We start from the raw sequence: 21,801 nt of genomic DNA on the forward strand, positions 1-21,801 counted from the left end.
GCTCGAACCAGGAGTCCCCGTTGGACCGCCTCACCGACTTCCTCTTCCGCAACAGCAAGCCCATCCTGGTCGGCTGGGTGCTGCTGGCCGTCGTCGGCGCGGCGTTCGCGGTCGGGCTGGAGGGCCGGGCCGTGCCCGGTGGCGAGGCGTCGGACTCCAGCCAGGCCGAGGCCGTCGCCCGCGAGCTGGGTGCGAACGGTGTGCCGTCGTTGTTCATGGTGGTCACCGGTGACGCCGCGACGCCGGACGACGAGGGAACGGTCGCGCTGGACAAGCTCAAGGGCGCGGTGGCGAGCACCCCCGGTGTCCGGGGCGTCGAGCCGCTGCCGCTGCCACCGGCCGCGGCGGACGCCGACCCGATCCTGGTGCTCGGCATCTCGGCCACGGGTGGCGTCGACGGCTCCATCGACGTCGCACACCGGCTGCTGAACACCGAAGGGCTCGAACCGGAGGGGACCAAGGCGTTCATCGGCGGCTACGGTGCCCACCGGGAGGAGCTGGTCCAGCTCTCGCGCAGCGACCTGCTGCGGGCCGAGCAGGTCGGCCTGCCCATCGTCCTGGTCGTGCTGCTGCTGACCTTCGGGTCGCTGTGGGCGACGGTCGTCCCGCTCGTCATCGGGCTGTCCGCGCTGCTCGGAGGGCTCGGCGCGGCGGGCGCCCTGGCTTTCGGCGTCCCGTTCTCGGAGTACGTGACGAACGCGGCGTCGATGGTCGGCCTGGCCCTCGCCGTCGACTACGCGATGTTCCTGGTGCAGCGGGTCCGCGAGTCGGTGGTGCGCGGGTTGAGCGTGGACGACGCCATCCGGTCCGCGATGCGCACCACCGGCACCGCGATCGCCTGGTCCGGGCTCACCGTCATGGTCGCCGAGGCCACCATGTTCCTGGTCGACTCGCGGGCGATCCGCACCGCCGGGCTCGGGATGATCCTGGTGACGTTCGCGGCGATCGTGGCGGCGCTGGTCGGCGCACCGCTCGTGCTGCGCCTGCTGGGCCACCGCATCCTGCGCAAGAAGGACCGGGAACGACTGCTCGCCCGCGGCGGCCAGGTGGACGCGGACCAGCCCGACGCGGAGGTGTCCGGGTTCTGGGCGCGCTGGGGTCGGCGGGTGACGGACCGACCCGGCCGTTGGCTGGTCGGCGCGACCCTCCTGCTCGCGGTCTTCTGCGTGCCGGCGTTGAACCTGGCGCAGGGCGTCGACCTGCCGTCCGCGAGCGCCATGCCGCCCGACTCGCAGGTGCGGCAGGCGACCGAGCAGGCCGCGGAGGCGTACGGGCACGGCGTGATCTCGCCGGTCGAGATCGTCCTGCGCGGCACGTCGGCCGACGCCGACCGGGTGGTCCAGGCGCTGTCCGGCGACGACCGGGTGCGCTTCGCCCAGCCGGTGCCGCTGAGCGGGTCGGACGTCTACCGGGTGACCGTCGCGACCGAGCACAGCCCGTCCGACGACCGCACCCACGAGCTGGTGCGGAGCCTCCGCGACGGTGACCTGCACCGGTCGCTGGCCGGCGTCCGGTACGAGGTGGGCGGCGAGGCCGCGATGCGCATCGACTCCACCGACGCCCTGTTCGCGAGCCTGCCGCTGATGGTGTCCGTGCTGCTGGCGTTGGTGCTGCTCCTGCTGGTCGTCGCCATGAGGTCGATCGTCCTGCCGCTCAAGGCGATCCTGCTCGTGGTGATCTCGTTGGGCGCGAGCATGGGCGGCTTGCTGCTGCTGTCCACCACCGAACTCGGCGCGACGCTGATCGGCTGGTCCGATCCGGCGGACCTTCACCCGATCGTGCCCATCACCATCGTGGCGATCGTGGTCGCGCTGTCGACCGACTACGAGGTGATCCTGATCTCCCGGATCGCCGAGCGGTACCGGGACACCGGGGACAACACCGGCTCGATCATCGACGGCGTTGCCCGCACCGGCCGGGTGATCAGCAGCGCCGCGGCCATCATGATCGCCGTGTTCTTCGGGTTCGCCCTGTCGGACGTGACGCCGCTCAAGCAGCTGGGCGTGGGGCTGGCGTTCGCGGTGCTGATCGACGCCACCGTGATCCGGGGAGTGCTGGTGCCGGCGAGCATGCAGCTGATGGGTCGCTGGAACTGGTGGCTCCCGTCGTTCGCCCGCCGTGCCGTGCCGCCCGTGTCGCCCGTGCCGCCCGCTTCGCCCCAGCCGGTCAGGGCCGGTCACCGCCGGTCCGACGACCGGGCGTGACACCCCACTCATCGAGAGGTCCAGGGACAGTGCGCCAGATTTCCGCAGCCTTCGCCCGTGCGGTGCAGATCGTGTTCGCCAAGCGCACGGTGCTCCGCGGGGAACCGCCTTTCGCGATCGACCTGGGCCTGTACCACGAGGCCGATTACGAGAAGATCATCCCGTCGCTGGAGGACGTGGAGCGGCGGCTCAAGGCCGTGCCCGCCGACCGCCGGGGGATGCGCTGGATCCACCTGCACGACACCGTGCTGTTCTACGGCGAGCGCACGTTCGCCGTGCCCTACGACGACTTCGTGTCGCGTGTGGACATCGGACACGTCGGCCGGTTCTACCGCGACTCGCTGGGGGTGGCGACGGAGGTCGTGGCCCGGGACGCCGAAGGGCGACCGGTCCACCAGGGCGTGCGCGTCGTCGCCTTGCCGCAGCCCAACTACGCGGCGTTCTTCGGCAAGGTCGACCTGGACGTCTACAAGCTGGAGAAGGTCGAGTACAGCGCGGACGAGCAGCGCGTCTGGATGCTGACCGTGCACAGCCCGAACGGCTCGGCCGTCTGCGACGACGGCTACATGTCGTTCGCCCGCTCGGCCGACGGCAGCGGCACCGTCGTCGCGTTCCTGGCGTGCCAGAACTTCCCGATCCCGCCGCTGATGGCACTGACCCGGATGGACCGCTGGACGTGGTTCAAGAACCTCATCACCGAGGCCGCCTACCGCCGCTTCTGCGACGTGATGATGCGCAACGTCCTGGACTGCTACAACGGCAACGACTTCCACGTCGGGCGGGTGAAGGGGTAGGACGGCGGGGCCGTCGGCACGGGGCGTGACCGGCGGCTCACTCCAAGCGTCGGTGTGGGGTCGCCGGCGAATTTCGTGGCGGCTGAGCATGGCGCTGGAGCGGATCGCGCGGTAGAAATAGCCAACCCGTTGCTGCTACGTCCGATCCCGGCAGGTGCCGTTGTGAGAGCGCTCTCTCGCATCGGCGGCCGGCCGGTCGGCGTTACTACCCCCACAGAGGCCAGTCAATGACGATCATGCCCCACGCAAGACGTGAGAGCGCTCCCATGCGCCGAGGTCGGGTGTTCGTGCTCGGCCTCGCGCTGGCCGCGACCGCCGTGACGATCGCACCGGCCGCGAGCGCCGACCCGCCCCGCCCCGGCACGCCCGACCAGCTCGGCGTGAACGTCAAGGTCTTCGACCCGAGCATGCCGGTCGCCGAGATCCAGGCCGCCCTCGACGCCACGCACACCGCCCAGGTGGACAACGAGATGGGCACCGAGCGGTACGCCTACCTCTTCAAGCCGGGGCAGTACGGCACCGCCGAGCAGCCGTTGCAGATCAAGGTCGGCTACTACACCGAGATCGCCGGCCTGGGCGCCTCACCGACCGACGTCGTCATCAACGGCAAGGTCGAGGTCTACAACCGCTGCCTCGCCGACGGCGGAACGGCCAACTGCCTCGCCCTGGTCAACTTCTGGCGCACGCTGGGCAACCTGACCATCAACATCGACGGAGCGGGCCAGGACGGGTGCCGTGCCGGCGCCAACTTCTGGGCCGTGTCGCAGGCGGTGTCGTTGCGACGGCTCAACGTCACCGGCGGCACGATGTCCCTGATGGACTACTGCACCGCCGGTCCGCAGTACGCCAGCGGCGGGTTCATCGCCGACTCACGGCTGCCCTCCACCATCAACGGCTCGCAGCAGCAGTGGCTGACCCGCAACAGCGAGGTCGCGAGCTGGTCCAACGGCGTGTGGAACCAGGTCTTCTCCGGTGTCGTGGGCGCTCCCGACGACGCGGCGTTCCCGACCCCGCCGTACACCACGCTCGACACCACCCCGGTGAGCCGCGAGAAGCCGTACCTGTTCGTCGACGGGTCGGGCGCCTACAACGTCCGCGTCCCCGAGGCCCGCAAGGACACCAAGGGCGTCTCCTGGGCCGACGGCCTGACCGTGGGCCGCACCATCCCGTTGTCGGACTTCTTCGTCGCGTCGCCGGCGGACTCGGTGCGTGACATCAACAACCAGCTGGCGCGCGGCAAACACCTCCTGCTCACGCCCGGCGTGTACGACATCGCGCGCAGCATCGAGGTCAAGCGCCGCGACACGGTGGTCCTCGGCATCGGCCACGCCACCCTCACCGCCGTCAACGGCTCCACCCCGGTGGACGTCGCGGACGTGCCCGGTGTCGTCATCGCCGGTGTCACGGTCGATGCCGGTACCGAGCTGTCGCCGGTGCTGATGCGGGTGGGCAAGAAGAACGGCAACCGCCCGAGCTCGCCGACCAACCCGACCACGCTGTCCGACGTGTACTTCCGCGTCGGCGGACCGCACATCGGCAAGACCGAGACGGCGCTGGAAGTCAACAGCGACAACGTGCTCATCGACCACACGTGGGTGTGGCGCGGCGACCACGGCGTCGAGGGCTTCACCGACACCGAGCGCTGGAACACGAACATCGGCCGCACCGGCGTGGTCGTCAACGGCGACCACGTGACGGCGACCGGTCTGTTCGTCGAGCACTTCCAGCGGTACAACACCGTCTGGAACGGCGAGCACGGCACCACCGTGCTGTACCAGAACGAACTGCCGTACGACCCGCCGACGCAGGCCGACTGGATGAACGGCGACGTCGAAGGCTGGGCGGGTTACAAGGTGGGCGACCACGTCCGGTCGCACACGCTGCACGGCGGTGGCGTCTACGTGTTCAACCAGAACAACCCGTCGATCCACACCGAGAACGGCTTCGAGGTCCCGGTGACGCCGGGCGTCAAGCTGCACCACATCATGACGGTCAACCTCAGCGCCGGCGTCGTCGACCACGTCGTCAACGGCGTGGGTGACGCGGCCGACATGACGAAGGTCGGTGTCCCGATCTACATCGCGGAGTACCCGGCCCCGTAAGCCCCGGCCGCAACCGGAGTGTGAGCGGTGCCCGACCCGGCAGTCGGGCACCGCTCACCCCTGTCCTACCGCTCCGGCGCGATCAGCCGGCGCAGCCGGAGCGCGACGAGCAGCGCGACATCGACGGCGTCCACACCTACTACGTCATGACAGGTGGGCCGAATTTCCTGGTTCACAACTGCGGCGACGTTGACTACGGGGAGGTGCTCGACGACGGACGGCGGACCGGAGTAGTGGCAATCATTACGCTGGCGGACCTGGGTACAGGGAGCAAGCCCAGCCGTCGGATCATTCCTCCCGGTTTCGCAAAGAACACACCCGGTCACACGAGGGGGCACCTGCTGCCCAAGTCGCTGGGTGGTGACGGCAGAGTGTCGGCGAACATCGTCCGGACCAGCTCAAAGGTGGACAACGGTGCGATGGCCGCATTCGGTGACTCTATCGCCACGCATGTGGGCAACGGGAACACCGTGCTGTTCCAGGCGGCACCGCGGTACTTGCCGGGGGCGAACGTCCCCTACCGGGTGGACATCAATGCCTTCGATGACAACGGCTGGTCCGTTTCGGCGCAGTTTCTGGTTGGGTGAGACGATGACTGACGTGTTTCCGTTCGAGCTGGTGCGGCTGACCGATCACGAAAACGAGGTCAGGGTTGTCGTTGCGTCGGTCGATGACGCCGCCTTTTGGGAGGCCGAGATTGCTGTGACCAGCATGTTTGTTAAGGGCAGGACCCTGCTGATGCTCTCCCGTGAGAAACTGGAGGCATGGTCCCGCGCGCTGGACAGGCTGGCACTGGGGGAGAATGTCACCTGGATGGAGCAGACCTCCGGTCCGACGGTGCGCATCGAGCTCGACGGTGAACGGGACTGCCCGGAGGTCATCGTGGAGGACGAGTCGATCTCCATGGTGACTGTCCGCGTCCCGATCGCCCTCGATGCCGGGTGGATCGCCGACCAACAGGAACGCGTCCGCCGCTTCATCGAGCAGTGCTGACTGCCGCTTGACGCGCAGCCTTCGCCGAAGGGCCTCTTCGGAAAACCCGCGCGTGATCGCGGGGGCGCGCGTCGGGCGTCGGGCGTCGGGCAGGAGCGTGAACGTCTGATGGCGGGCATCTCCGACAAGCGCGGCAACAGCAGCGCGCAGGGCGTCGGTGTGCGGAACCTGTGCCTGTCCGAAAATGTAGTCCATGCAGGTCGCGCGCGTGTGGGTCCTCTCTGAGGATGCCGCCCGATTGTTGCCTCGGTCAACGTCAAGTCGGGTGACGGGCTACAGGATCACAAGTGGTGTCGACAGCGGAGACGTTGGACTACACCGCCGGCAAGGTCAACGACGCTTCAGTTTCGTTGGGTGAGATCACAGCCATCATGTGGGATATGGTCCCAGCGCGCGAGGGTGCGTCACGTGAACTCGGGTCGCCGAAGCTTCGTGGTGAGCAGGGAATACCTGCTCACCACGTAGACCTCAGCGTCCCAACGGGATCTCGAAGTGGACGGTTTGGAAGGTAATCGGGTCACCGTCACGGGCGTCGTGCACCTCCTCGGCCACCGACCGCCAGAACGGCTCGGCCCCCGCGATCCGCGTATCGGTGTGCAGGTACAGGCGCTCATACCCCGGCGTGTCCGCCACGAACGCCGTCGCCATGTCGACCAACGCCCGCGCCAGCCCACACCGCCGATGATCCGGCCGCACGTACACCCGGAACATCTGGGCGGTGGTCGGCTCCGGGTAACGGGCGGCGAGCCAAGCCGGGTGCGGGGGGCTGGACGGCGCCGTCGCACGGACACCGGTGGTCGCGACCACCTCGTCGCCCTTGACTGCCACGAACAGCGCGTGCCGCGCCGGCCGCACGTACGCACCTTCCAAGTCGATCACGTCACCGTGCCACTCGGGCCGGTACCCGTACCCGAACTCCTGGTAGAACGTGTCCAGCATGACACTGCGCGCTCCCGGCAGATCAGCCGAAAGCGCCCGGCGGACCTCGTAAGGCCCCACTTCACGGTGGTACTCGGTCATGTCCTCTTCTCCTCTGTTCCTTCCAACGAACGGCCCAGCAGGCCGATGGTCACCGGGTGGGTGGGGGAGCCCAGCACGTCGACCGCCGCACCGTGCTCGACAAGGTCTCCCTGGTGCAGCACGGCGACGCGGTCCGCCAGCCGTGCGACGACGGCCAAGTCGTGGCTGATCAGCACCAAAGTGCACGTCAATCGCGCGAGCTGATCGAGCAGCCGGGCCTGCGTCAGGGTGTCCAGACCGGACGTGATCTCGTCGCACACCAGCACGTCCGGCCGGGCGAGGAGCGCGCGCACCAAGGCAGCCCGTTGCAACTCACCACCCGACAACGCCGCCGGCCGCCGCGTCACGGTCGCCTCGTCCAACCCCACCGCGGCGAGCTCCGTCAACGCCAGCGCCCGGGCGTCGGCGACCCCACCCAGCCGCACGGCAGTCCGACTGACCTGGTCCAGCACCGTCCGATACGCGTCGAACGAAGCACGGGCGTCCTGGAACACGTACTGCACCGCAGCCAACTGCCCCCGCGAACGCCGCCGCAACGACCGCGGCAACGGTCGACCGTCCAGCAGCACGTCCCCCTCGAACGTGGGATGCAGGCCGGCGACACACCGCGCCAGAGTCGTCTTCCCACTCCCCGACCGACCCACGACCGCCAGCCGCTCACCCGCACCCACCTGCACGTCCACGGAACGCAACACCGCCGTGGACCGGTGCCGTGCGGTCAGCGAACGGGTCTCCAGCCGAGGCGCACGAGGCGGCCCCGCCGAAGGCACGGTCACGCGAGGCTGGGCAGCGACCAGAGCGGCGGTGTAAGGCGAACGGGGGCGTGTGAGGACGTCGTCCGTCGACCCCGCCTCCACCACCTGACCCGCACGCAGCACGACCACCTCGTCCGCCAGCGCACGCACCACGTCCAAGTCGTGCGTCAGCAGCACCAGCGCGACTCCCTGCGCCACCACCGCCGCCAGCTCGTCCACCACCTCCGCCCGCGTGATCGGGTCCTGACCAGTGGTGGGCTCGTCCGCGACGAGAACCGCCGGATCACCCACCAACGCCTGCGCGAGCACCACCCGCTGCTGCTGCCCACCCGACAGCTCGTGCGGGTACCGCCGCAGCAACTCCACCGGCACCCGCGCCCGCCGCAAAGCAGTCGAGATCAACGAGTCGCGATCACCGGGGTGCAACGCCGCGATCTCCCGGAACACCCCACCCAGCCGCCGAACCGGGTTCAAAGCGGCCGACGGTTGCTGCGGCACGAACCCAACCCGCCCCGACACCGTGATCTGCCCACTCACCGACACCCCTGGCCCGTGCTCGCCCAGCAACGCCAACCCGGTCGTCGTCTTCCCGCTACCGGAAGCACCCACCAGGGCGACCACCCGCCCGGCGGACAGGGCGAAGCTCACCCCGTCGACCAACGTCCGCGACCCCGCCACCGCACGCAGACCCTCGACCCGCACCACGGTCATGCCCGAGCCTCCGCCCGCAGCGCACGGTCGAACACCAGGTTCAGCCCCACCGACAACGCCACGATCAGCAACGCCGGCACGACCACCGCCCACGGCTGGAGGAACAGCCCCACCCGGTTCCGGTCGACCATCACCGCCCAGTCCGCCGCGTCCGGAGCCACGCCGACCCCCAGGAAACTGGCCGACGCCACCAAGTACAGCGCCCCGGTCAGCCGCACGCCCGAGTCGGCTGCCAACGTCCGCAGCATCGACCGTCCCGTGTAGACGATGGACGTCCGCCACCACGTCTCGCCCTGCAACCGCATCGCCTCCAACGCCGGACGCCCGGAGATCTCCAACGCGGCAGCCCGCGAAATCCGCGCCACATCAGGAAAATTCACCAGAGCAACGACCAGGACGAGCACCGACAGGCCCGGCCCGGCAATGGCCGCCACCAGGATCAGCACGAGCAGCGACGGCACCGCGAGCAGCAAATCCAATGGCCGCATCAGCACCTCGTCGACGATCCGAACACGCGACATGGCGGCCACCACGCCCCAAGGCACACCGACCAGGTAGGAGAGCAACGTCGCCAGCAACGCGACCAACACCACCGTCTGCCCACCGGCGAGCACCTGGTGCCACACGTCCCGGCCCACGAAGTCCGTGCCCAACGACGAGTTCGCCACGAACGGCGCCCCGCGCGTCAGCGAATCCGGCACGAACAACGGCCCGAGCAGCGCCAACGCCAACGGCACCACGACGAGCAGCGCACCGACGCCCCTCATGCAATCGCCACCGATCGCGGCGCGAGCCGGAACACCACGAGGTCGGCGACCAGGTTCACCACCACCGTGGTGACCGCGAAGACCACCGCCAAGCCCTGCACCACCGGCAGGTCACGGCCCGCGACCGCGTCCACCAGGATCGTCCCCAACCCGGGGATGACGAACACCGCCTCGACCACGATCACACCGCCGAGCAGCCAGTCGACGGTCCGCGCCACCTGCTGCACGGCCGGCGCCAGAGCGGACGGGAGGGCGTGCGCGAAGCGGACCCGCGTCACCCCGATCCCCAGCCGAAGAGCGTGCCGGACGTGGTCCGACGCGAGCGCGTCGATCATCCCCGCCCGCACCAGCCGGCTGATCGAGCACAACGGCCGGGCGATCAGCACCACCAGCGGCAACACCAGCACGGCCGGTGACGCGAGCAGGTCCGCACCCACCGCAGTCGGCGGCAACCACCGCAGCTGCACCCCGAACACCGCGATCAGCACCACGGCGAGCGCGAACTCCGGGATCGAGTGCAAACCCACCGTCACGGTCGTGACCACCCGGTCCAACGGCCCGCCCTCGCGCAACGCCGCCAGCACACCGAGCAGCACCGACAGCGGAATCAGCAGCACCAAAGCCAACAGCGCCAGTACGAGCGTCGGCCCGAGCCCGTCGTGCAGGAACTCGGCCACCGGCCGACCGGAGAACAACGACACCCCGAAGTCCCCGTGCGCCAGACCCCACAGCCACGAGCCGAACCGGTCGAGCGCGGGCCGGTCGAGCCCCATCGCGACCCGGATCTCCTCGATCCGCCGTGGATCCGGGTTGTCGCCCGCCAACGCCACCGCGGCGTCCCCCGGCAGCGCCTGCACCAGCAGGAACACCACGGTGACGACGGCGAGAACCTGTACGAGACCGATGGCCAGCCGCCGAAGAGCGTACCGGCGCAGGCTCACCCCAACCACACCTTGTCGAACCGCGCCCAGTCCAGCGTGTTCGCGGGCGCCGTGGAGATGCCGCCGACGTTCGGCGCGGCACCGACGATCCAGTCCGCGAAGCCCCACATCAGGTACCCGCCCTCGGCGTGCAGGGAACGCTGCATGTCGCGGTAGACCGAGGAGCGCTCACCGGCCTCCACAGTGGACACCGCACGGTCGTAGAGCGCGTCGAACTCAGGACGTGCCCACTTGGTCACGTTGGTGCCCGAACCGCTCAGCAGCCGCTGCGCGACGTGCGTCTCGATCGGCATCGCACCGGACCGGAAGCTCGACATCGAGCCGTTCTTCAACGTGTCGGCCCAGTAGCTGTCCTTGTTGCCGGTGACCACCTCGATGGTCAGCCCCGATCCCTTGACCTGGTCGGCGAACACCGTGGCGGCCTCCACCATCCCGGCCGCGGCGGTCGACGTGTCCAGCTTGACCGTCAGCCCCTCGGCGCCGGCCCGGCGGATCAGGAACTTCGCCTTGTCCAGGTCACGCGTCCGCTGCGGGATGTCGTCGGCGTAGTGCTGGTAGCCCTTGCCGAACAGGTCGTTGCCCACCTGCCCCGCACCCGCGAGCACCGACTCCACCAACTGCGGGCGGTCGGCCAGCAGGAACATCGCCTCGCGCAGGTCCCGGTTGTCGAACGGCGGCCGGTCCACCTTCATCGCGAACGCCTGCACGGCGCTGTTGGGCGCGCGGTGGATCGCCAGCCGGTCGCTGCCGGTGTGGCTGCGGGCGGTGGTCGGGGTGAGGTCGTGCGCGTACTCCACCTGGCCGCCGAGCAGCGCGTTCGTCCGCGCCGACTCCTCGTTGGCGATCACGAACTCCAGCTCGTCCAGGTGCGGCGCGCCCTCCCAGTACTCGGCGTTGCGCTTGAGCAGCACCGACTTGCCGGGCTCGAACGACACGAAGCTGAACGGTCCGGAGCCGACCGGCGCCGTGAAGTCCTCGGCGCCGGCGGGCACGATGTACGCGCCGAAAGCGGCCAGCACGTTGGGGAACTCGACGAACGGCCGTTGCAGCGCGAACTCCACCGTCCGGTCGTCCACCGCGCGGCTGTTCGCCAGGTCGATCAGCGCGAGGCTGGACTTGGCCCGGAACGCGCGGTTGGAGTCGAGGATGCGGGCGTAGCTGGCCAGCACGTCCTCCGCGCGCACCGGCTGCCCGTTGTGGAACGTGGCCTGGCGCAGGGTGATCCGCCAGCGGGTGAGTGTGGTGTCCGGCTCCCACTTCTCGGCGAGTCTGGGCTGCGCGGAGACGTCCGGACCCAGGTCGGCGAGCTTGTCGTACAGCGCCTTGGAACGGGCCGCCTCCACGAACAGGTTCGCCAGGTGCGGGTCCAGCACCTCCTTGGCCCCACCGCCCGCGAACGCCGCGCGCAGTCGGCCGCCGGCGCGGGGCGTGGAAGGGGCGGACGTCTGGGCACCGGTGGTGCCGCACCCGGTGAGGGTGGCGATCGAGAGGCCGGCGGTGAGACCGAGGAAGCCGCGGCGGTTGAGGGCGTGCATGGTCGATTCCTTTCAGTGACGTCAGTGGCGGAGGCGCGCGACGAGGTGCAGTCGGTCACCGGAGAGCTCTTCGCCCAACTCGGCGTCGGCGGTCCACGGGTCGTCGGTGCGCGGCCCCGGCGAGTCGAACAGGGCCAGCACGTCGAACCCGGCTTGGTCCAGGACGCGCCGGAGTTCCTGGGGGAACAGCAGTCGCCACGCCGAGCGCTGCACGAGCGGCTGGGCGCCGGGCCACCACCACTCGCGCCGCCGGCGCAGCAACTGCGCGGCGTGGTCGATCCAGAGCCGGGTGTGGGAGGTGTACGACACGCCCTCCCAGACGACGGTGCGGGTGCGGGTGCCGTCGAGCAGTTCGGTGTTGCCGAGGAAGAACGCGCCGTTGCGCATCTCCGCCACCAGCAGGCCACCGGGCGAGAGGTGGTCGCGGCAACGGCGCAGGAAGGCGTCCAGGTCGGAGTTCGTGTGGCAGTAGAGCAGCGCGCTGTCCAGGCACGTGATCACGTCGAAGCGGCGGCCGAGCCAGAACGTCCGCATGTCGCCGAGCACGAACGTGACCGCCGGGTGGTGCTCGCGGGCGTGCTCGACCATCCGCTCCGAGCTGTCCAGCCCGACCACCCGGTAGCCGAGGCCGGCCAGGTGACCGGCGTCGCGACCGGTGCCGCAGCCGACGTCCAAGAGGTCGCCGGTCCGGCCGCCGAACCTGGTCACGACGTCGTGCGCGAACCGGGCGGCGACGTGGTCGGGATCGGGGAACTGGTGCTCGTAGAGCGCGGGGTTGTCGGTCAACAGGTTCTCGCCGGCCGGGTTGTCGTACAGCGTCATCGGGCCACCTCCGGTCGTTCCACGGTCAGCACGCCACGTCGGTGCAACCAGGCCACGGCCGCCGCGCAGCCGACACCGACCACCACGCACAGCAGCGACGCCAGCCAGCCGGACCGGCCGAACACCCAGCCGATGGCCGCGTTGCCCAACGCCGCCGCGACCCCCGAGACCAGGTAGAACACGCCGAAGTAGGTGCCCGACAAGCCCGCCCGTCCGAACTCCGGGATCAGGTCGTAGACGAACGGCTGCGCGATCATCACGCCGACCGACAGGAGCAGCGTCGCGACCAGCACGGGCGTGATGCCGCCGAGCGGGCCGACGTGGCCGACCGCCGTCGCGACGAACCCGGTTCCCATGACGGCGAGCCCGAGCGCGATGGCCCGGCCGCGCGCCACCCGCTTCAACCAGCGCGTGATGCGCACCTGGAACAGCAGGGTGGCGATGGTGGACACCAGGAACAACGCCGCGACGGCGAGCGCGGAGTCCGTCAGCCGCCGCGCTTCCAGCGGCAGCACGAGGTAGAGCTGGTTCTGGAGCACGAACATGCCGGTGAGCGCACCCGTGAACGCCAGGAACCTGCGGTCGGCCAGGCACTCGCGCCAGTCGTCCAGCACGGTGCCCTGGTGCGGCGGGGCCGGTCGGGCGGGCAGCACGACCGCCTGCACGACCGTCAGCACGGCGAAGATCCCGGCCGCCACCAGCGCCGCGAGCCTGAAGTCCCACAGCATGAGCAGGCTGCCGAGCAGCGGACCCGTCAGCGCACCCGCCTGCCCGTAGATGTTGAACAGCGCGAACGCCCCCGCGCGGTCCGCCGACTCCTCGGCGATGTAGGCGCGGACGGCCGGGTTGAACAGCGCACCGGCCAGTCCACTGAGGACGGACGCGGCCAGCAGCAGCACCACCGATCCGCCCGCCGCGAAGAGCCCGAACCCGACCGCTCGCACCGCGCAGCCCGCGATGATCACGCGACGCGGCCCGAGCCGGTCGGACGCCGAGCCGCCGAGCAGGAACAGCCCCTGCTGGCTCAACGTCCGCACGCCGAGCACCAGGCCGATCGTCGCCACCGACAGGCCGAGGTCGCCCAGGTGCGTGGCCAGGTAGGGGATGAGCAGGTAGAAGCCGGTGTTCACGCCGAACTGGTTGACCAGCAGCACGCGCACCGACAGCGGGAAGCGCTTCATCGGTGCTCGACCCCGGGTGTCACGCCGAGACCGGGCGCGCCCGACAGCCGCAGCGTGCCGTCCTCACCGCCGATGCCGGTCCACGGGTCGTCCGCGAGCAGGAGGTGGCCGTCCAGGTCGACCCAGCGGGCGTAGCCGGTCAGGTGCACGGCCGGCGCGATGCCGAGCGAGCTGGCCACCAGGCAGCCGAGCATCACGTCCAGGCCGGACGCGCGGGCGACATCGATGATCTCGCGGGCGGCGGTGATCCCGCCGCACTTGGCCAGCTTGACGTTCACCCCGTCGACCAGCCCCGCCAGCGCCCGCACGTCGTCCGCCGTCGCCGCATCCTCGTCCGCGATCAACGGCACTGGGCACCGCTCGCGCAGCCACGCCAGCTCGTCCCACTGGCCGGGCGCGATCGGCTGCTCCAGGGCGTCGACGCCGGTGAGCTGGTCGACCACTCGCACGGCCTGCTCGGCGGTCCACCCGCCGTTGGGGTCGAGGATGAGCCGGGCTTCCGGCGCGGCGACCCGGACCGCGTCGACCGTGGCCACGTCGTGCTCCGAGCCGACCTTGACCTTCAGCACGGTGAACCCGCGCGCGGCCAGGTCGGCGGCCTGCGAGGCGGCGCTCGCAGGGGCACCGATGCCGATCGTGTAGGCCGTCGGCACGTCGGTCCACTGTGGAACGCCGACGAGCCGGTGCACCGGAACCCCCTGCCGCAACGCCCTCAAGTCGTGCAGCGCGGTGTCCACGGCGGCCAGCACACCCGGCGGCAGCTCCGGCAACGTCAACTCGGCGGGGTCGGCGCACTCGGCCACCACCGGCGCCAAGTCACGCAACAGCCCGGTGATCCGTTCGACGTCCAGCCCGTAGTACTGGCTCGTCACCACCTCGCCGTGACCGCGCGACCCGTCGCACTCGATCACCACGCGCACCGCGTCACGCCGGGCCATCACCGACCGCGAGATGCGCAGCGGCGACCGCAACTCCAACCCGTACACCGTCCAGTCGAGCTTCACGCGGGCACCCCGACTGCCTTCGGCGCGTACACCGAGCGGCACCTGGCCCAGCTGGTGACCTCGATCTCGGCGGTGTCCGCGATCTCCACCGGTCGGTCCTCCGGCGTGCCCAGCAGACCGCGTGACCGGCAGAAATCGTCGTCGAAGATGGTGCCGAGGTAGCGGTGCGGCCCGTCCGGGAAGATCGTCACCACGGTGGTGCCCGGCTCGACGCGCGCCACCCACGCCGCCACCAGCGCGACCGCGCCCGTGCTCCACCCGCCGGTGACGAAGCAGTCCCGCGCCAACCGGCGGCAGGCGTCGACCACCTCCACCGGACCCAGCCAGTGCACCTCATCGAACTCCTCGTAGGCGACGTTGCGCGGGTGGATGCTGCTGCCCAGCCCGCGCATCACCCGAGACCGGGCGGGCTGGCCGAAGATCGTCGAGCCGACCGTGTCCACGCCGATCAGCCGCACGTCCGGCCAGTAGCGGCGCAAGGCGGCGACGACCCCGGCGCTGTGCCCGCCGGTGCCCACGCTGCACACGAGCACGTCGGCGCGGTCCACCTGAGCGGCCAGCTCCTTGGCGAGACCCGTGTACCCGGCGGGGTTGTCCGGGTTGTTGTACTGGTCCGGCCAGTACGCGCCCGGCAGCCCGCGCAGCACCGACCGGAGCCGGTCCAGCCTGGCCTGCTGCCAGCCACCGGTCGGGTGCGGCCGGTCCACGATCTCCAGCCGTGCGCCGTGGGCGTGCAGCAGCGCGCGCATCGACGGTTCCAGCTCGTGGTCGACCACCAGCACGACCGGGTGCCCCAACGCCTGGCCGGCGAACGCCAACCCGAGCCCCAGGGTGCCGCTGGTCGACTCCACGACGACCGCGCCCGGACGCAGTTCACCGCGTTCACGGGCCGCCAGCAGCATCGCGACGGCCGAACGCGCCTTCATCCCGCCCGCGCTCAGGCACTCCAGCTTCGCCCAGAAACCGCCGTGGCGGTGGGGGAGCGGGGTGTCGATGCGCGCGACGGGCGTGTTGCCCAGCAGGTCGAGCAGGTAGCGGTTCCGGCGAGGAGGCAGCACGGTCACCCGACCCGTTCGGCTCGGTAGTGGTGCAGGGTGGTCGGGCCGCCGTGCAGCCAGAAGAACGGGTACGGCTCCGCCGACACCGCCGTGACGCCCGAACCGAGGAACCACGGCACGATCGCGCTCGCGGTCTGGGCGAACACCACGACCGGCCGGCCGGCGGCGACCGCCGTGCGCAGCAGCGGTTCGAAGCTGCCGTTGCCGACCGTCATCCCCGAGGCCAGCACCAGGTCGCAGTCCGCGACGGCGGCCTCGGCGTCGGTCACGACCGGCTCGTCCCACTCGGTGCGACCACCCTTGAGGTCGCACGGCACGTACCGCAGGCCACGCGCGCGCAGGTGGTGCAGCAGCGAGTTCACCACGCCCACGACCAGCACCCGCTGTCCGGGCACGGCGTCCAGCAGGTCCACGACGGCGGACGCCCGTGCCATCGACTTGGCCAGCGAGTCACCCGGTCCGACCACCACCTGCCGCGCGGACGACTCGTGCGGGTGCGCGTTCATCAGGTACGCGTCCAGCACCGCCGTCCGGATCGCGGCGTCGGGGTGGGTGAGCAGGTCCGCGACCGCCTCGCCGACGCAGTCCGTCACGTCCGCTCCCGTCCGGTCGGGCTCGACCGCGCACGATCCGACCGCTTCACCGACCCGGACGCTGATCACGGTGTTGCGGTACGCCCGACCGCGAGAGACGTGCCGGGCGCCTTGCGTCGTGGTGAACGCGACGCTGACCCGGCACTCGGCCGGATCGGGTCCGATCACGCCCGAACGGGCCAGCGCGACGAGTTCCGCGACGTCGGTCGGCGCGCGGTGGTCCGACCGGGCCGTCATTCCGCGCCCTCGGCGTACCGGACTTCCAGCGTGCCGACGACGCGTTCCGCCCGGGTCCGCGCGTCGGCGTCCGGCGAGGTGACCATGACGTGGCCGAGGTAGCTGTTGTTGCTGGTCGGCTCGCCGGCGCGGTGTCCGGCGCCCTTCAGCGCCCAGTCGACCACGTCGGGGTTCACGGCCAGGGCGTCGACGCCGTCGATCCCGGCCAGCACCCCGGCGTGCGGCGGCAGGAGGAACGAGACGGCCGCGCTGCGCACACCGGTCTCCCGTGCCCGCAGGTCCGGCTGGTGGCCGACGGCGAGTTGGGTGAACACGGAAGGCAGGTCGATGCCCGTCACGCGGCGGACCAGCTCGGTGATCCGGTTGCCCGCCGGGCGCGGGTTGACCTCGATCAGCCGGGGGCCGTCGGCGGTCAGCTTGACCTCGGTGTGCGCCACGGCGGCGTCCAGGCCGAGCGCTTCGATCGCCGCGACGGCCGTGTCGATGGCCGCCGCGCGGTCGACCTTGTCCAGGTCGGCCGGGAACACGTGGCCGCTCTCCACGAACCACGGGTGTCCGGCCAGGCTCTTGTCCGTCACGCCGACCACGTGCGTGATGCCGTCCACCGTCACGGTCTCCACGCTCACCTCGGGGCCGACGAGCAGCTCTTCGAGCAGCACGGTCGGCACCCGCTTCTGGCCGCGAGCGTTCACCGGGAACGCCTCCAGGGCCAGGAACGCCTCGCGCAGCGCGGCCTCGTCCCGCACCGCGCGGACGTGCATCCCGGCGCACAGGTCCACCGGCTTGACCACCAGCGGGTAGCCCAGCTCGGCGGCGGCCTTCGCGGTGGCGGGCCAGTCCTGGGTGAGGGCGAACCGGGGGCCGGGCACGCCCGCGTCCCGCGTGGTCGTGCGGGTGAGGTCCTTGCGGTAGGCGCGTTCCACGGCCTGCGGATCGGGGCCGGGCAGGTTCAGGTGCGCGGCGACCGCGGCGACGGTGGAGAGGTAGTAGTCGCAGGAGGAGATCACGCCGTCGAACGAGAGCACTTCGTGCATGCGCTCCACATAGGACAGCAGTGCGGGCAGGTCGTTGGTCTCGGTGGTGAGCACGTTGTCCGCCGCCAGCAACGGGTGCGGGTGGGACGGCGCGGCGCGCAGGTAGTGGTGCAGGTCGCGGGTGAGGAAGGTGAACCGGTGGCCTGACTCGTGGATCGCCCGTGGCAGCAGCGAACTCATCGCGCCGACCCAGCTCTCGATCATCAACAAGTGCGCCACGCGTGCTCCTCCGAGGGGACGGCCGACCGGGACCAAGGAATGGTAATCATTATCAGTGTCGTTAGGTTCCCGCCAATCGAGTGATGTGACTCACGCCGGCGCACGAAAATGGCGCCACCCCCCGAGTCGGGGGTGGCGCCATGGGCGAGCGGTCGTTCAGCAGGTGATGGCGGCGGACGCCCAGTCGGCGTGATCGGAGTCGTTGCCGTTCCCGCCATCGGTGACCTGGAGGTCGAGCATCCGCACGCCGGTCAGGTCGGCGTCGATCGGCACGGCCGCCGAGCCGCCCGTCAGGACCGGGGTGGCGGCGAGTTCACGGCCGTCGCCCACGACCCGGAAGGCGACGCTGCCCCGGCCTTCCTTCTCGTCGTCCACGCCCACCCGTGCGGAGAACGCCGTGCACGCGAAACCCAGGTAGATGCGGACGGAGGAGGTGGCGTGCACGCCGAGGCCGGTGGCGTACTCGACCCCGCCGATGCTGATCGTCCGGCCGTCGCCGGCGGACTGCTCGCCGTTGCTGCGATCGCGCTCCACCGGCCCCCACCCGTTGAGCTCGGACACGAACGGGAGACCGGAAACGCCGTTGACGCCCTGGGGCGGGGCGGTCACGAGAGGCGGCGCGACCTCGCTCCAGCGGGCCTGCGCACCCGCTGTGGTGCGGTAGCCGGCCGCCGCCGTGATCTTCACCGTCGCGGCGGCGGTGATCGTGGTGATCGGCCTGGCCTCGACGGTCCAGGTGGCCGTGAAGCCGTCGCCCGGCCGCACGGACGGCGTCTCGCGCACCGGGCTGCCGTCGAGCACCCAGCCGTCCGGCACCTGGAGCTGCACCCTGGCCGCCGTCAGCGGTGACGTGCCGTCGTTGACCAGGCTCGTGGAGACCGTGAACGGGCGGCCGGCCTCGACCAGTTCCGGTCCGGTGAGCGTGAAGGAGGTCAGCGGTGCGAGCTTCGCGCCGCCCGTCCACACCCGGTAGGCGACCGCGCCGTGCGCCGGGACCGCGCCGCGGATCGTGCCGGCGCTCGCGTGCTCTTCCTTGCTCCACAGATCTTTGACCCGGTACGCGCGGGCGGCGGGCAGGCCGAGTTCGGCGGCGGTCGCGCCGACGGCGGCGTTGCCCGTGCCGCGGTTGAGCAGGACCACCGCGACCGAGCCGTCGGACATGCGCTTGGCCCAGACCTCCTGGTCGCCGTCGTCGCGGATTTTGCGCCCCTGTGCGCCGGACCAGTCCTGGTCGACGTCCAGCAGGTCGCGGTTGAGCAGGATGCGCTTGGTCGCGTCGTCCATCGAGCGGACGTCGTTGCCCGCGATCAGCGGCGCGTTGAGCACGGCCCACAGCGCGAAGTGGGCGCGGTACTCGACGTCGGTCATGCCGCCGTTGCCGACTTCCAGCATGTCCGGGTCGTTCCAGCCGTTCGGGCCCGCGTACTGCTCCAGACCGACCTGCTGGTCGAGGATGCCCATCACGGACGTCCAGTTGTCGGAGATGTCGCCGGTGGTCCGCCACAGGTGGCCGCCGACCTCCCGGCCCAGGCCCTCCCACGGCTTGTTCTGACCCCACTCGCACAAGCTGTAGACGATGTCCCGGCCCGTCTTGCGCAGGGCTTCACCCATCGCGCGGTACCGGTCGAGGGCGGGGCGGTTCTCGTTGAAGCAGTTGTCGTACTTGAGGTAGTCCACGCCCCAGTCGGCCCACGTCCGCGCGTCGACGTCCTCGTGGTCGAGGCTGGCCGGGAAGCCCGCGCACGTGTGCGTGCCGGCGGAGGAGTAGATGCCGAGCTTCAGGCCCTTGGCGTGGACGTAGTCGGCCAAAGCCTTGATACCGCTGGGAAAGCGGACCGGGTCGGCCTGCAGCCTGCCTCCGGTGTCGCGTTCGCGGGCCATCCAGCAGTCGTCGATGTTGACGTAGCGGTACCCCGCGTCGCGCATCCCGGACGACGCGAGCGCGTCCGCGGTCTGCCGGATCAGGTCTTCGTTGATGTCGCAGCCGAACTTGTTCCACGAGTTCCACCCCATCGGCGGCGTGGACGCCAGGTCGACGGCGGTGTTCGCGGGTGTCGCGTCAACGTCGGCACCGGTGTCGGCGTGGGCTTCGACGGTGACGGAGAGGGGGAGCAGAGCGGATAAGAGCAGCGCTAGAGCACGACGCATGAACACCCTCCTTGGTGCTCGGAAGCACCGGGAGGTGACCGGCGCCCTGTCGAGTGCGGCGCTGACGCTAGGGGGTGGGCGGAGAGGTTTTCAAGAGTTAATTTTCAAGCGGTAGTAACTCGCCGGGTGATTCAGGCCTTGCGGGCGCGGTAGGCCGCCACGGCGATCCGGTTGCCGCACGTGGTGCTGCAGTAGCGGCGCGATCGGTTGCGGGACAGGTCCAGGACCAGCCCGCCGCACGTGTCGTCGGCGCAGACGGAGAGCCTGCTCAGCTCGTCCGCCCGGATCACGTCGATCATCGCCATGGCCGTGTCGACGGCGATCCGGTCGGCGAGCGGGGTGGCCGGATCGGTGGCGTGCAGGTGGTAGTCGAGGCCGTCGTGGCGCACGAGCTGGGGGACGGCGTGGTGCCCGGCCAGGATCGCGTTGACGATCTCCACGGCGGTGTCGCGGTCGCTGGTCAGGAGTCGCCGCAGGGTGGTGCGCAGTGCGCGGACCGCGTTCAGCTCGGTGGTGTCGCGGGTGCGTGAGCCGGTGTAGGCGTGCTCGGCGACGAACGCGTCCACGTGAGCCGGTTCGGTCATCGTGTCCGGCTCCTCGGCCGAGTTCACGAGGGCGACCGCGGCGACCAGCGTTGCGGTCGTGTCATGGGTGAAGAGCACATTGACAGATTACCGCTCCGGTCCATAGCGTCATGAGTCATGGCGACGATGACGCATGACAGGGTGGCGGCTGGGCGGCTGCGGGCCGGTTTGGGGTTCGCCATGCTGTCGGCGTCGTCGTTCGCGATGTCCGGGCCGTTGGCCAGCGGGTTGATGGACGCGGGCTGGTCGTCGGCCGCGGCGGTGGCGGTGCGGGTGTTGCTGGCGGGCGTCGTGCTGACGCCGATCGCCGTGGTCCAGCTGCGCGGCCGGTGGCAGGTGTTGCGGCGCACCGCGCCGTTGATCACGGCGTACGGGATGCTCGCGGTCGCCGGGTGCCAGCTGGCCTTCTTCAACGCCGTGGCGCACATGGAGGTCGGCGTCGCCTTGCTGGTCGAGTACACGGCGCCGGTCGCGGTGGTGGTCTGGCTGTGGCTGCGGCACGGTCAGCGGCCGGGTCGGCTGACGGTCCTCGGCGCGGTGTTCGGGCTGGTGGGGTTGGCGCTGGTGCTGGACCTGGCGTCCGGCGCGCGGGCGGATGCGGTCGGCATCCTGTGGGCGTTGGGCGCGATGGTGGGCGCCGCGGCGTACTTCGTGCTGTCGGCGCGGGACGGGGACGGGTTGCCGGGGACCGTGCTTGCGGCGGGCGGGTTGCTGCTCGGCGGGGTCGCGTTGGTGCTCGCCGGTGTGGTCGGGATCGTTCCCTGGGTCGTGTCGACGGGGTCGGTGGCGTTCGACGGGGCGTTCGGCGGGTTCACCGTGGCGTGGTGGCTGCCGGTGGTGGCGCTCGGCGTGGTGACGGCGGCGCTCGCGTACGTGGCCGGTATCGCCGCGACCCGTCGGCTCGGCTCGCGGCTGGCGTCGTTCGTGGCGTTGACGGAGGTGGTGGCGGCGCTGGTGTTCGCGTGGCTGCTGCTCGGTGAGGCGCCCGGCGCGATCCAGCTGGTCGGCGGCGCGTTGATCATGACCGGGGTGGTGGCCGTTCGGCTCGGTGAACGCCCGGTGGCACGTTCTGAGCGTTGAACTCGGGTGTTCCGAACGT

19 protein-coding genes are annotated in these 21,801 nt (G+C 70.7%); 6 read left to right on the forward strand and 13 right to left on the reverse strand.

Annotation, left to right across the window (positions count from 1 at the left end; all coding sequences use genetic code 11):
- Nucleotides 1-20: 20 nt before the first annotated feature.
- The 5 genes from OQ02_RS20995 (at nt 21) to OQ02_RS21015 (ending at nt 6,093) form a co-directional block, all read left to right on the forward strand.
- Nucleotides 21-2,204 (forward strand): MMPL family transporter, encoded by a 2,184-nt coding sequence (locus OQ02_RS20995; protein ID WP_033440218.1) that lies wholly within the window; start codon nt 21-23, stop codon nt 2,202-2,204.
- A 29-nt stretch (nt 2,205-2,233) separates the two neighbouring features.
- On the forward strand, nt 2,234-2,998 hold the full coding sequence (locus OQ02_RS21000; RefSeq protein ID WP_156077178.1) for a hypothetical protein: 765 nt from the start codon (nt 2,234-2,236) through the stop codon (nt 2,996-2,998).
- Nucleotides 2,999-3,264: 266 nt separating this feature from the next.
- Nucleotides 3,265-5,100, forward strand: coding sequence for an adenylyl cyclase (locus OQ02_RS21005; RefSeq protein ID WP_156077179.1), 1,836 nt, complete (start codon nt 3,265-3,267; stop codon nt 5,098-5,100).
- A gap of 20 nt (nt 5,101-5,120) precedes the next feature.
- The gene (locus OQ02_RS21010; RefSeq protein ID WP_033440221.1) at nt 5,121-5,687 is read left to right on the forward strand and encodes a DNA/RNA non-specific endonuclease; all 567 of its coding nucleotides are present in this window, start codon (nt 5,121-5,123) and stop codon (nt 5,685-5,687) included.
- Nucleotides 5,688-5,691: 4 nt separating this feature from the next.
- Entirely contained in the window at nt 5,692-6,093 is a 402-nt protein-coding gene (locus tag OQ02_RS21015) for a DUF5959 family protein (RefSeq protein WP_156077180.1), read from the forward strand.
- 468 nt (nt 6,094-6,561) lie between these two features.
- Here the strand turns inward: OQ02_RS21015 and OQ02_RS21020 are convergent, their stop codons facing one another.
- From OQ02_RS21020 to OQ02_RS21080, 13 genes are all read right to left on the reverse strand, one after another.
- Complete coding sequence (locus OQ02_RS21020) at nt 6,562-7,113, reverse strand: GNAT family N-acetyltransferase (RefSeq protein WP_033440222.1); 552 nt, start codon at nt 7,111-7,113, stop codon at nt 6,562-6,564.
- Nucleotides 7,110-8,579 carry an ABC transporter ATP-binding protein gene (locus tag OQ02_RS21025; RefSeq protein ID WP_081915812.1) on the reverse strand — a complete coding sequence of 490 codons (1,470 nt, stop codon included), beginning with the start codon at nt 8,577-8,579 and terminating at the stop codon, nt 7,110-7,112. The genes OQ02_RS21020 and OQ02_RS21025 overlap by 4 nt, the downstream gene beginning before the upstream one ends.
- Nucleotides 8,576-9,346 (reverse strand): ABC transporter permease, encoded by a 771-nt coding sequence (locus tag OQ02_RS41930; RefSeq protein WP_033440223.1) that lies wholly within the window; start codon nt 9,344-9,346, stop codon nt 8,576-8,578. Before OQ02_RS41930 ends, OQ02_RS21025 begins: the two co-directional genes overlap by 4 nt.
- Nucleotides 9,343-10,287 (reverse strand): ABC transporter permease, encoded by a 945-nt coding sequence (locus OQ02_RS21035; protein ID WP_033440224.1) that lies wholly within the window; start codon nt 10,285-10,287, stop codon nt 9,343-9,345. Before OQ02_RS21035 ends, OQ02_RS41930 begins: the two co-directional genes overlap by 4 nt.
- Entirely contained in the window at nt 10,284-11,822 is a 1,539-nt protein-coding gene (locus tag OQ02_RS21040; RefSeq protein ID WP_033440225.1) for an ABC transporter substrate-binding protein, read from the reverse strand. Before OQ02_RS21040 ends, OQ02_RS21035 begins: the two co-directional genes overlap by 4 nt.
- A gap of 21 nt (nt 11,823-11,843) precedes the next feature.
- Entirely contained in the window at nt 11,844-12,644 is an 801-nt protein-coding gene (locus OQ02_RS21045; RefSeq protein WP_033440226.1) for a class I SAM-dependent methyltransferase, read from the reverse strand.
- Complete coding sequence (locus OQ02_RS21050; RefSeq protein WP_033440227.1) at nt 12,641-13,825, reverse strand: MFS transporter; 1,185 nt, start codon at nt 13,823-13,825, stop codon at nt 12,641-12,643. Before OQ02_RS21050 ends, OQ02_RS21045 begins: the two co-directional genes overlap by 4 nt.
- The gene (locus OQ02_RS21055) at nt 13,822-14,829 is read right to left on the reverse strand and encodes a dipeptide epimerase (RefSeq protein ID WP_033440228.1); all 1,008 of its coding nucleotides are present in this window, start codon (nt 14,827-14,829) and stop codon (nt 13,822-13,824) included. Before OQ02_RS21055 ends, OQ02_RS21050 begins: the two co-directional genes overlap by 4 nt.
- Nucleotides 14,826-15,887, reverse strand: coding sequence for a cysteine synthase family protein (locus OQ02_RS21060; RefSeq protein ID WP_231500142.1), 1,062 nt, complete (start codon nt 15,885-15,887; stop codon nt 14,826-14,828). Before OQ02_RS21060 ends, OQ02_RS21055 begins: the two co-directional genes overlap by 4 nt.
- 2 nt (nt 15,888-15,889) lie before the next feature.
- Nucleotides 15,890-16,717 carry a Rossmann-like domain-containing protein gene (locus OQ02_RS21065; RefSeq protein WP_033440230.1) on the reverse strand — a complete coding sequence of 276 codons (828 nt, stop codon included), beginning with the start codon at nt 16,715-16,717 and terminating at the stop codon, nt 15,890-15,892.
- On the reverse strand, nt 16,714-17,970 hold the full coding sequence (locus OQ02_RS21070) for an ATP-grasp domain-containing protein (protein WP_033440231.1): 1,257 nt from the start codon (nt 17,968-17,970) through the stop codon (nt 16,714-16,716). The genes OQ02_RS21065 and OQ02_RS21070 overlap by 4 nt, the downstream gene beginning before the upstream one ends.
- 156 nt (nt 17,971-18,126) lie before the next feature.
- Nucleotides 18,127-20,118 (reverse strand): NPCBM/NEW2 domain-containing protein, encoded by a 1,992-nt coding sequence (locus tag OQ02_RS21075; RefSeq protein ID WP_033440309.1) that lies wholly within the window; start codon nt 20,116-20,118, stop codon nt 18,127-18,129.
- Between the two features lie 131 nt (nt 20,119-20,249).
- On the reverse strand, nt 20,250-20,780 hold the full coding sequence (locus OQ02_RS21080; protein WP_033440232.1) for a CGNR zinc finger domain-containing protein: 531 nt from the start codon (nt 20,778-20,780) through the stop codon (nt 20,250-20,252).
- A 39-nt stretch (nt 20,781-20,819) separates the two neighbouring features.
- On the opposite strand from OQ02_RS21080, the gene OQ02_RS21085 reads away from it, so the two are divergent.
- Complete coding sequence (locus tag OQ02_RS21085) at nt 20,820-21,782, forward strand: EamA family transporter (protein WP_033440233.1); 963 nt, start codon at nt 20,820-20,822, stop codon at nt 21,780-21,782.
- The last annotated feature ends 19 nt before the right edge of the window (nt 21,783-21,801 follow it).

The organism is Saccharothrix sp. NRRL B-16314, from assembly GCF_000716595.1.
In the GTDB taxonomy this organism is placed as follows: domain Bacteria; phylum Actinomycetota; class Actinomycetes; order Mycobacteriales; family Pseudonocardiaceae; genus Actinosynnema.

What these genes read in the sequence shown, in the direction of transcription:
- OQ02_RS21005 (WP_156077179.1), top strand. Translation starts at nt 3,265, where the DNA reads ATGCGCCGAGGTCGGGTGTTCGTGCTCGGCCTCGCGCTGGCCGCGACC.
- OQ02_RS21015 (WP_156077180.1), top strand. Translation starts at nt 5,692, where the DNA reads ATGACTGACGTGTTTCCGTTCGAGCTGGTGCGGCTGACCGATCACGAA.
- OQ02_RS21020 (WP_033440222.1), bottom strand. Translation starts at nt 7,113, where the DNA reads ATGACCGAGTACCACCGTGAAGTGGGGCCTTACGAGGTCCGCCGGGCG.
- OQ02_RS21025 (WP_081915812.1), bottom strand. Translation starts at nt 8,579, where the DNA reads ATGACCGTGGTGCGGGTCGAGGGTCTGCGTGCGGTGGCGGGGTCGCGG.
- OQ02_RS41930 (WP_033440223.1), bottom strand. Translation starts at nt 9,346, where the DNA reads ATGAGGGGCGTCGGTGCGCTGCTCGTCGTGGTGCCGTTGGCGTTGGCG.
- OQ02_RS21040 (WP_033440225.1), bottom strand. Translation starts at nt 11,822, where the DNA reads ATGCACGCCCTCAACCGCCGCGGCTTCCTCGGTCTCACCGCCGGCCTC.
- OQ02_RS21045 (WP_033440226.1), bottom strand. Translation starts at nt 12,644, where the DNA reads ATGACGCTGTACGACAACCCGGCCGGCGAGAACCTGTTGACCGACAAC.
- OQ02_RS21050 (WP_033440227.1), bottom strand. Translation starts at nt 13,825, where the DNA reads ATGAAGCGCTTCCCGCTGTCGGTGCGCGTGCTGCTGGTCAACCAGTTC.
- OQ02_RS21065 (WP_033440230.1), bottom strand. Translation starts at nt 16,717, where the DNA reads ATGACGGCCCGGTCGGACCACCGCGCGCCGACCGACGTCGCGGAACTC.
- OQ02_RS21075 (WP_033440309.1), bottom strand. Translation starts at nt 20,118, where the DNA reads ATGCGTCGTGCTCTAGCGCTGCTCTTATCCGCTCTGCTCCCCCTCTCC.
- OQ02_RS21085 (WP_033440233.1), top strand. Translation starts at nt 20,820, where the DNA reads ATGGCGACGATGACGCATGACAGGGTGGCGGCTGGGCGGCTGCGGGCC.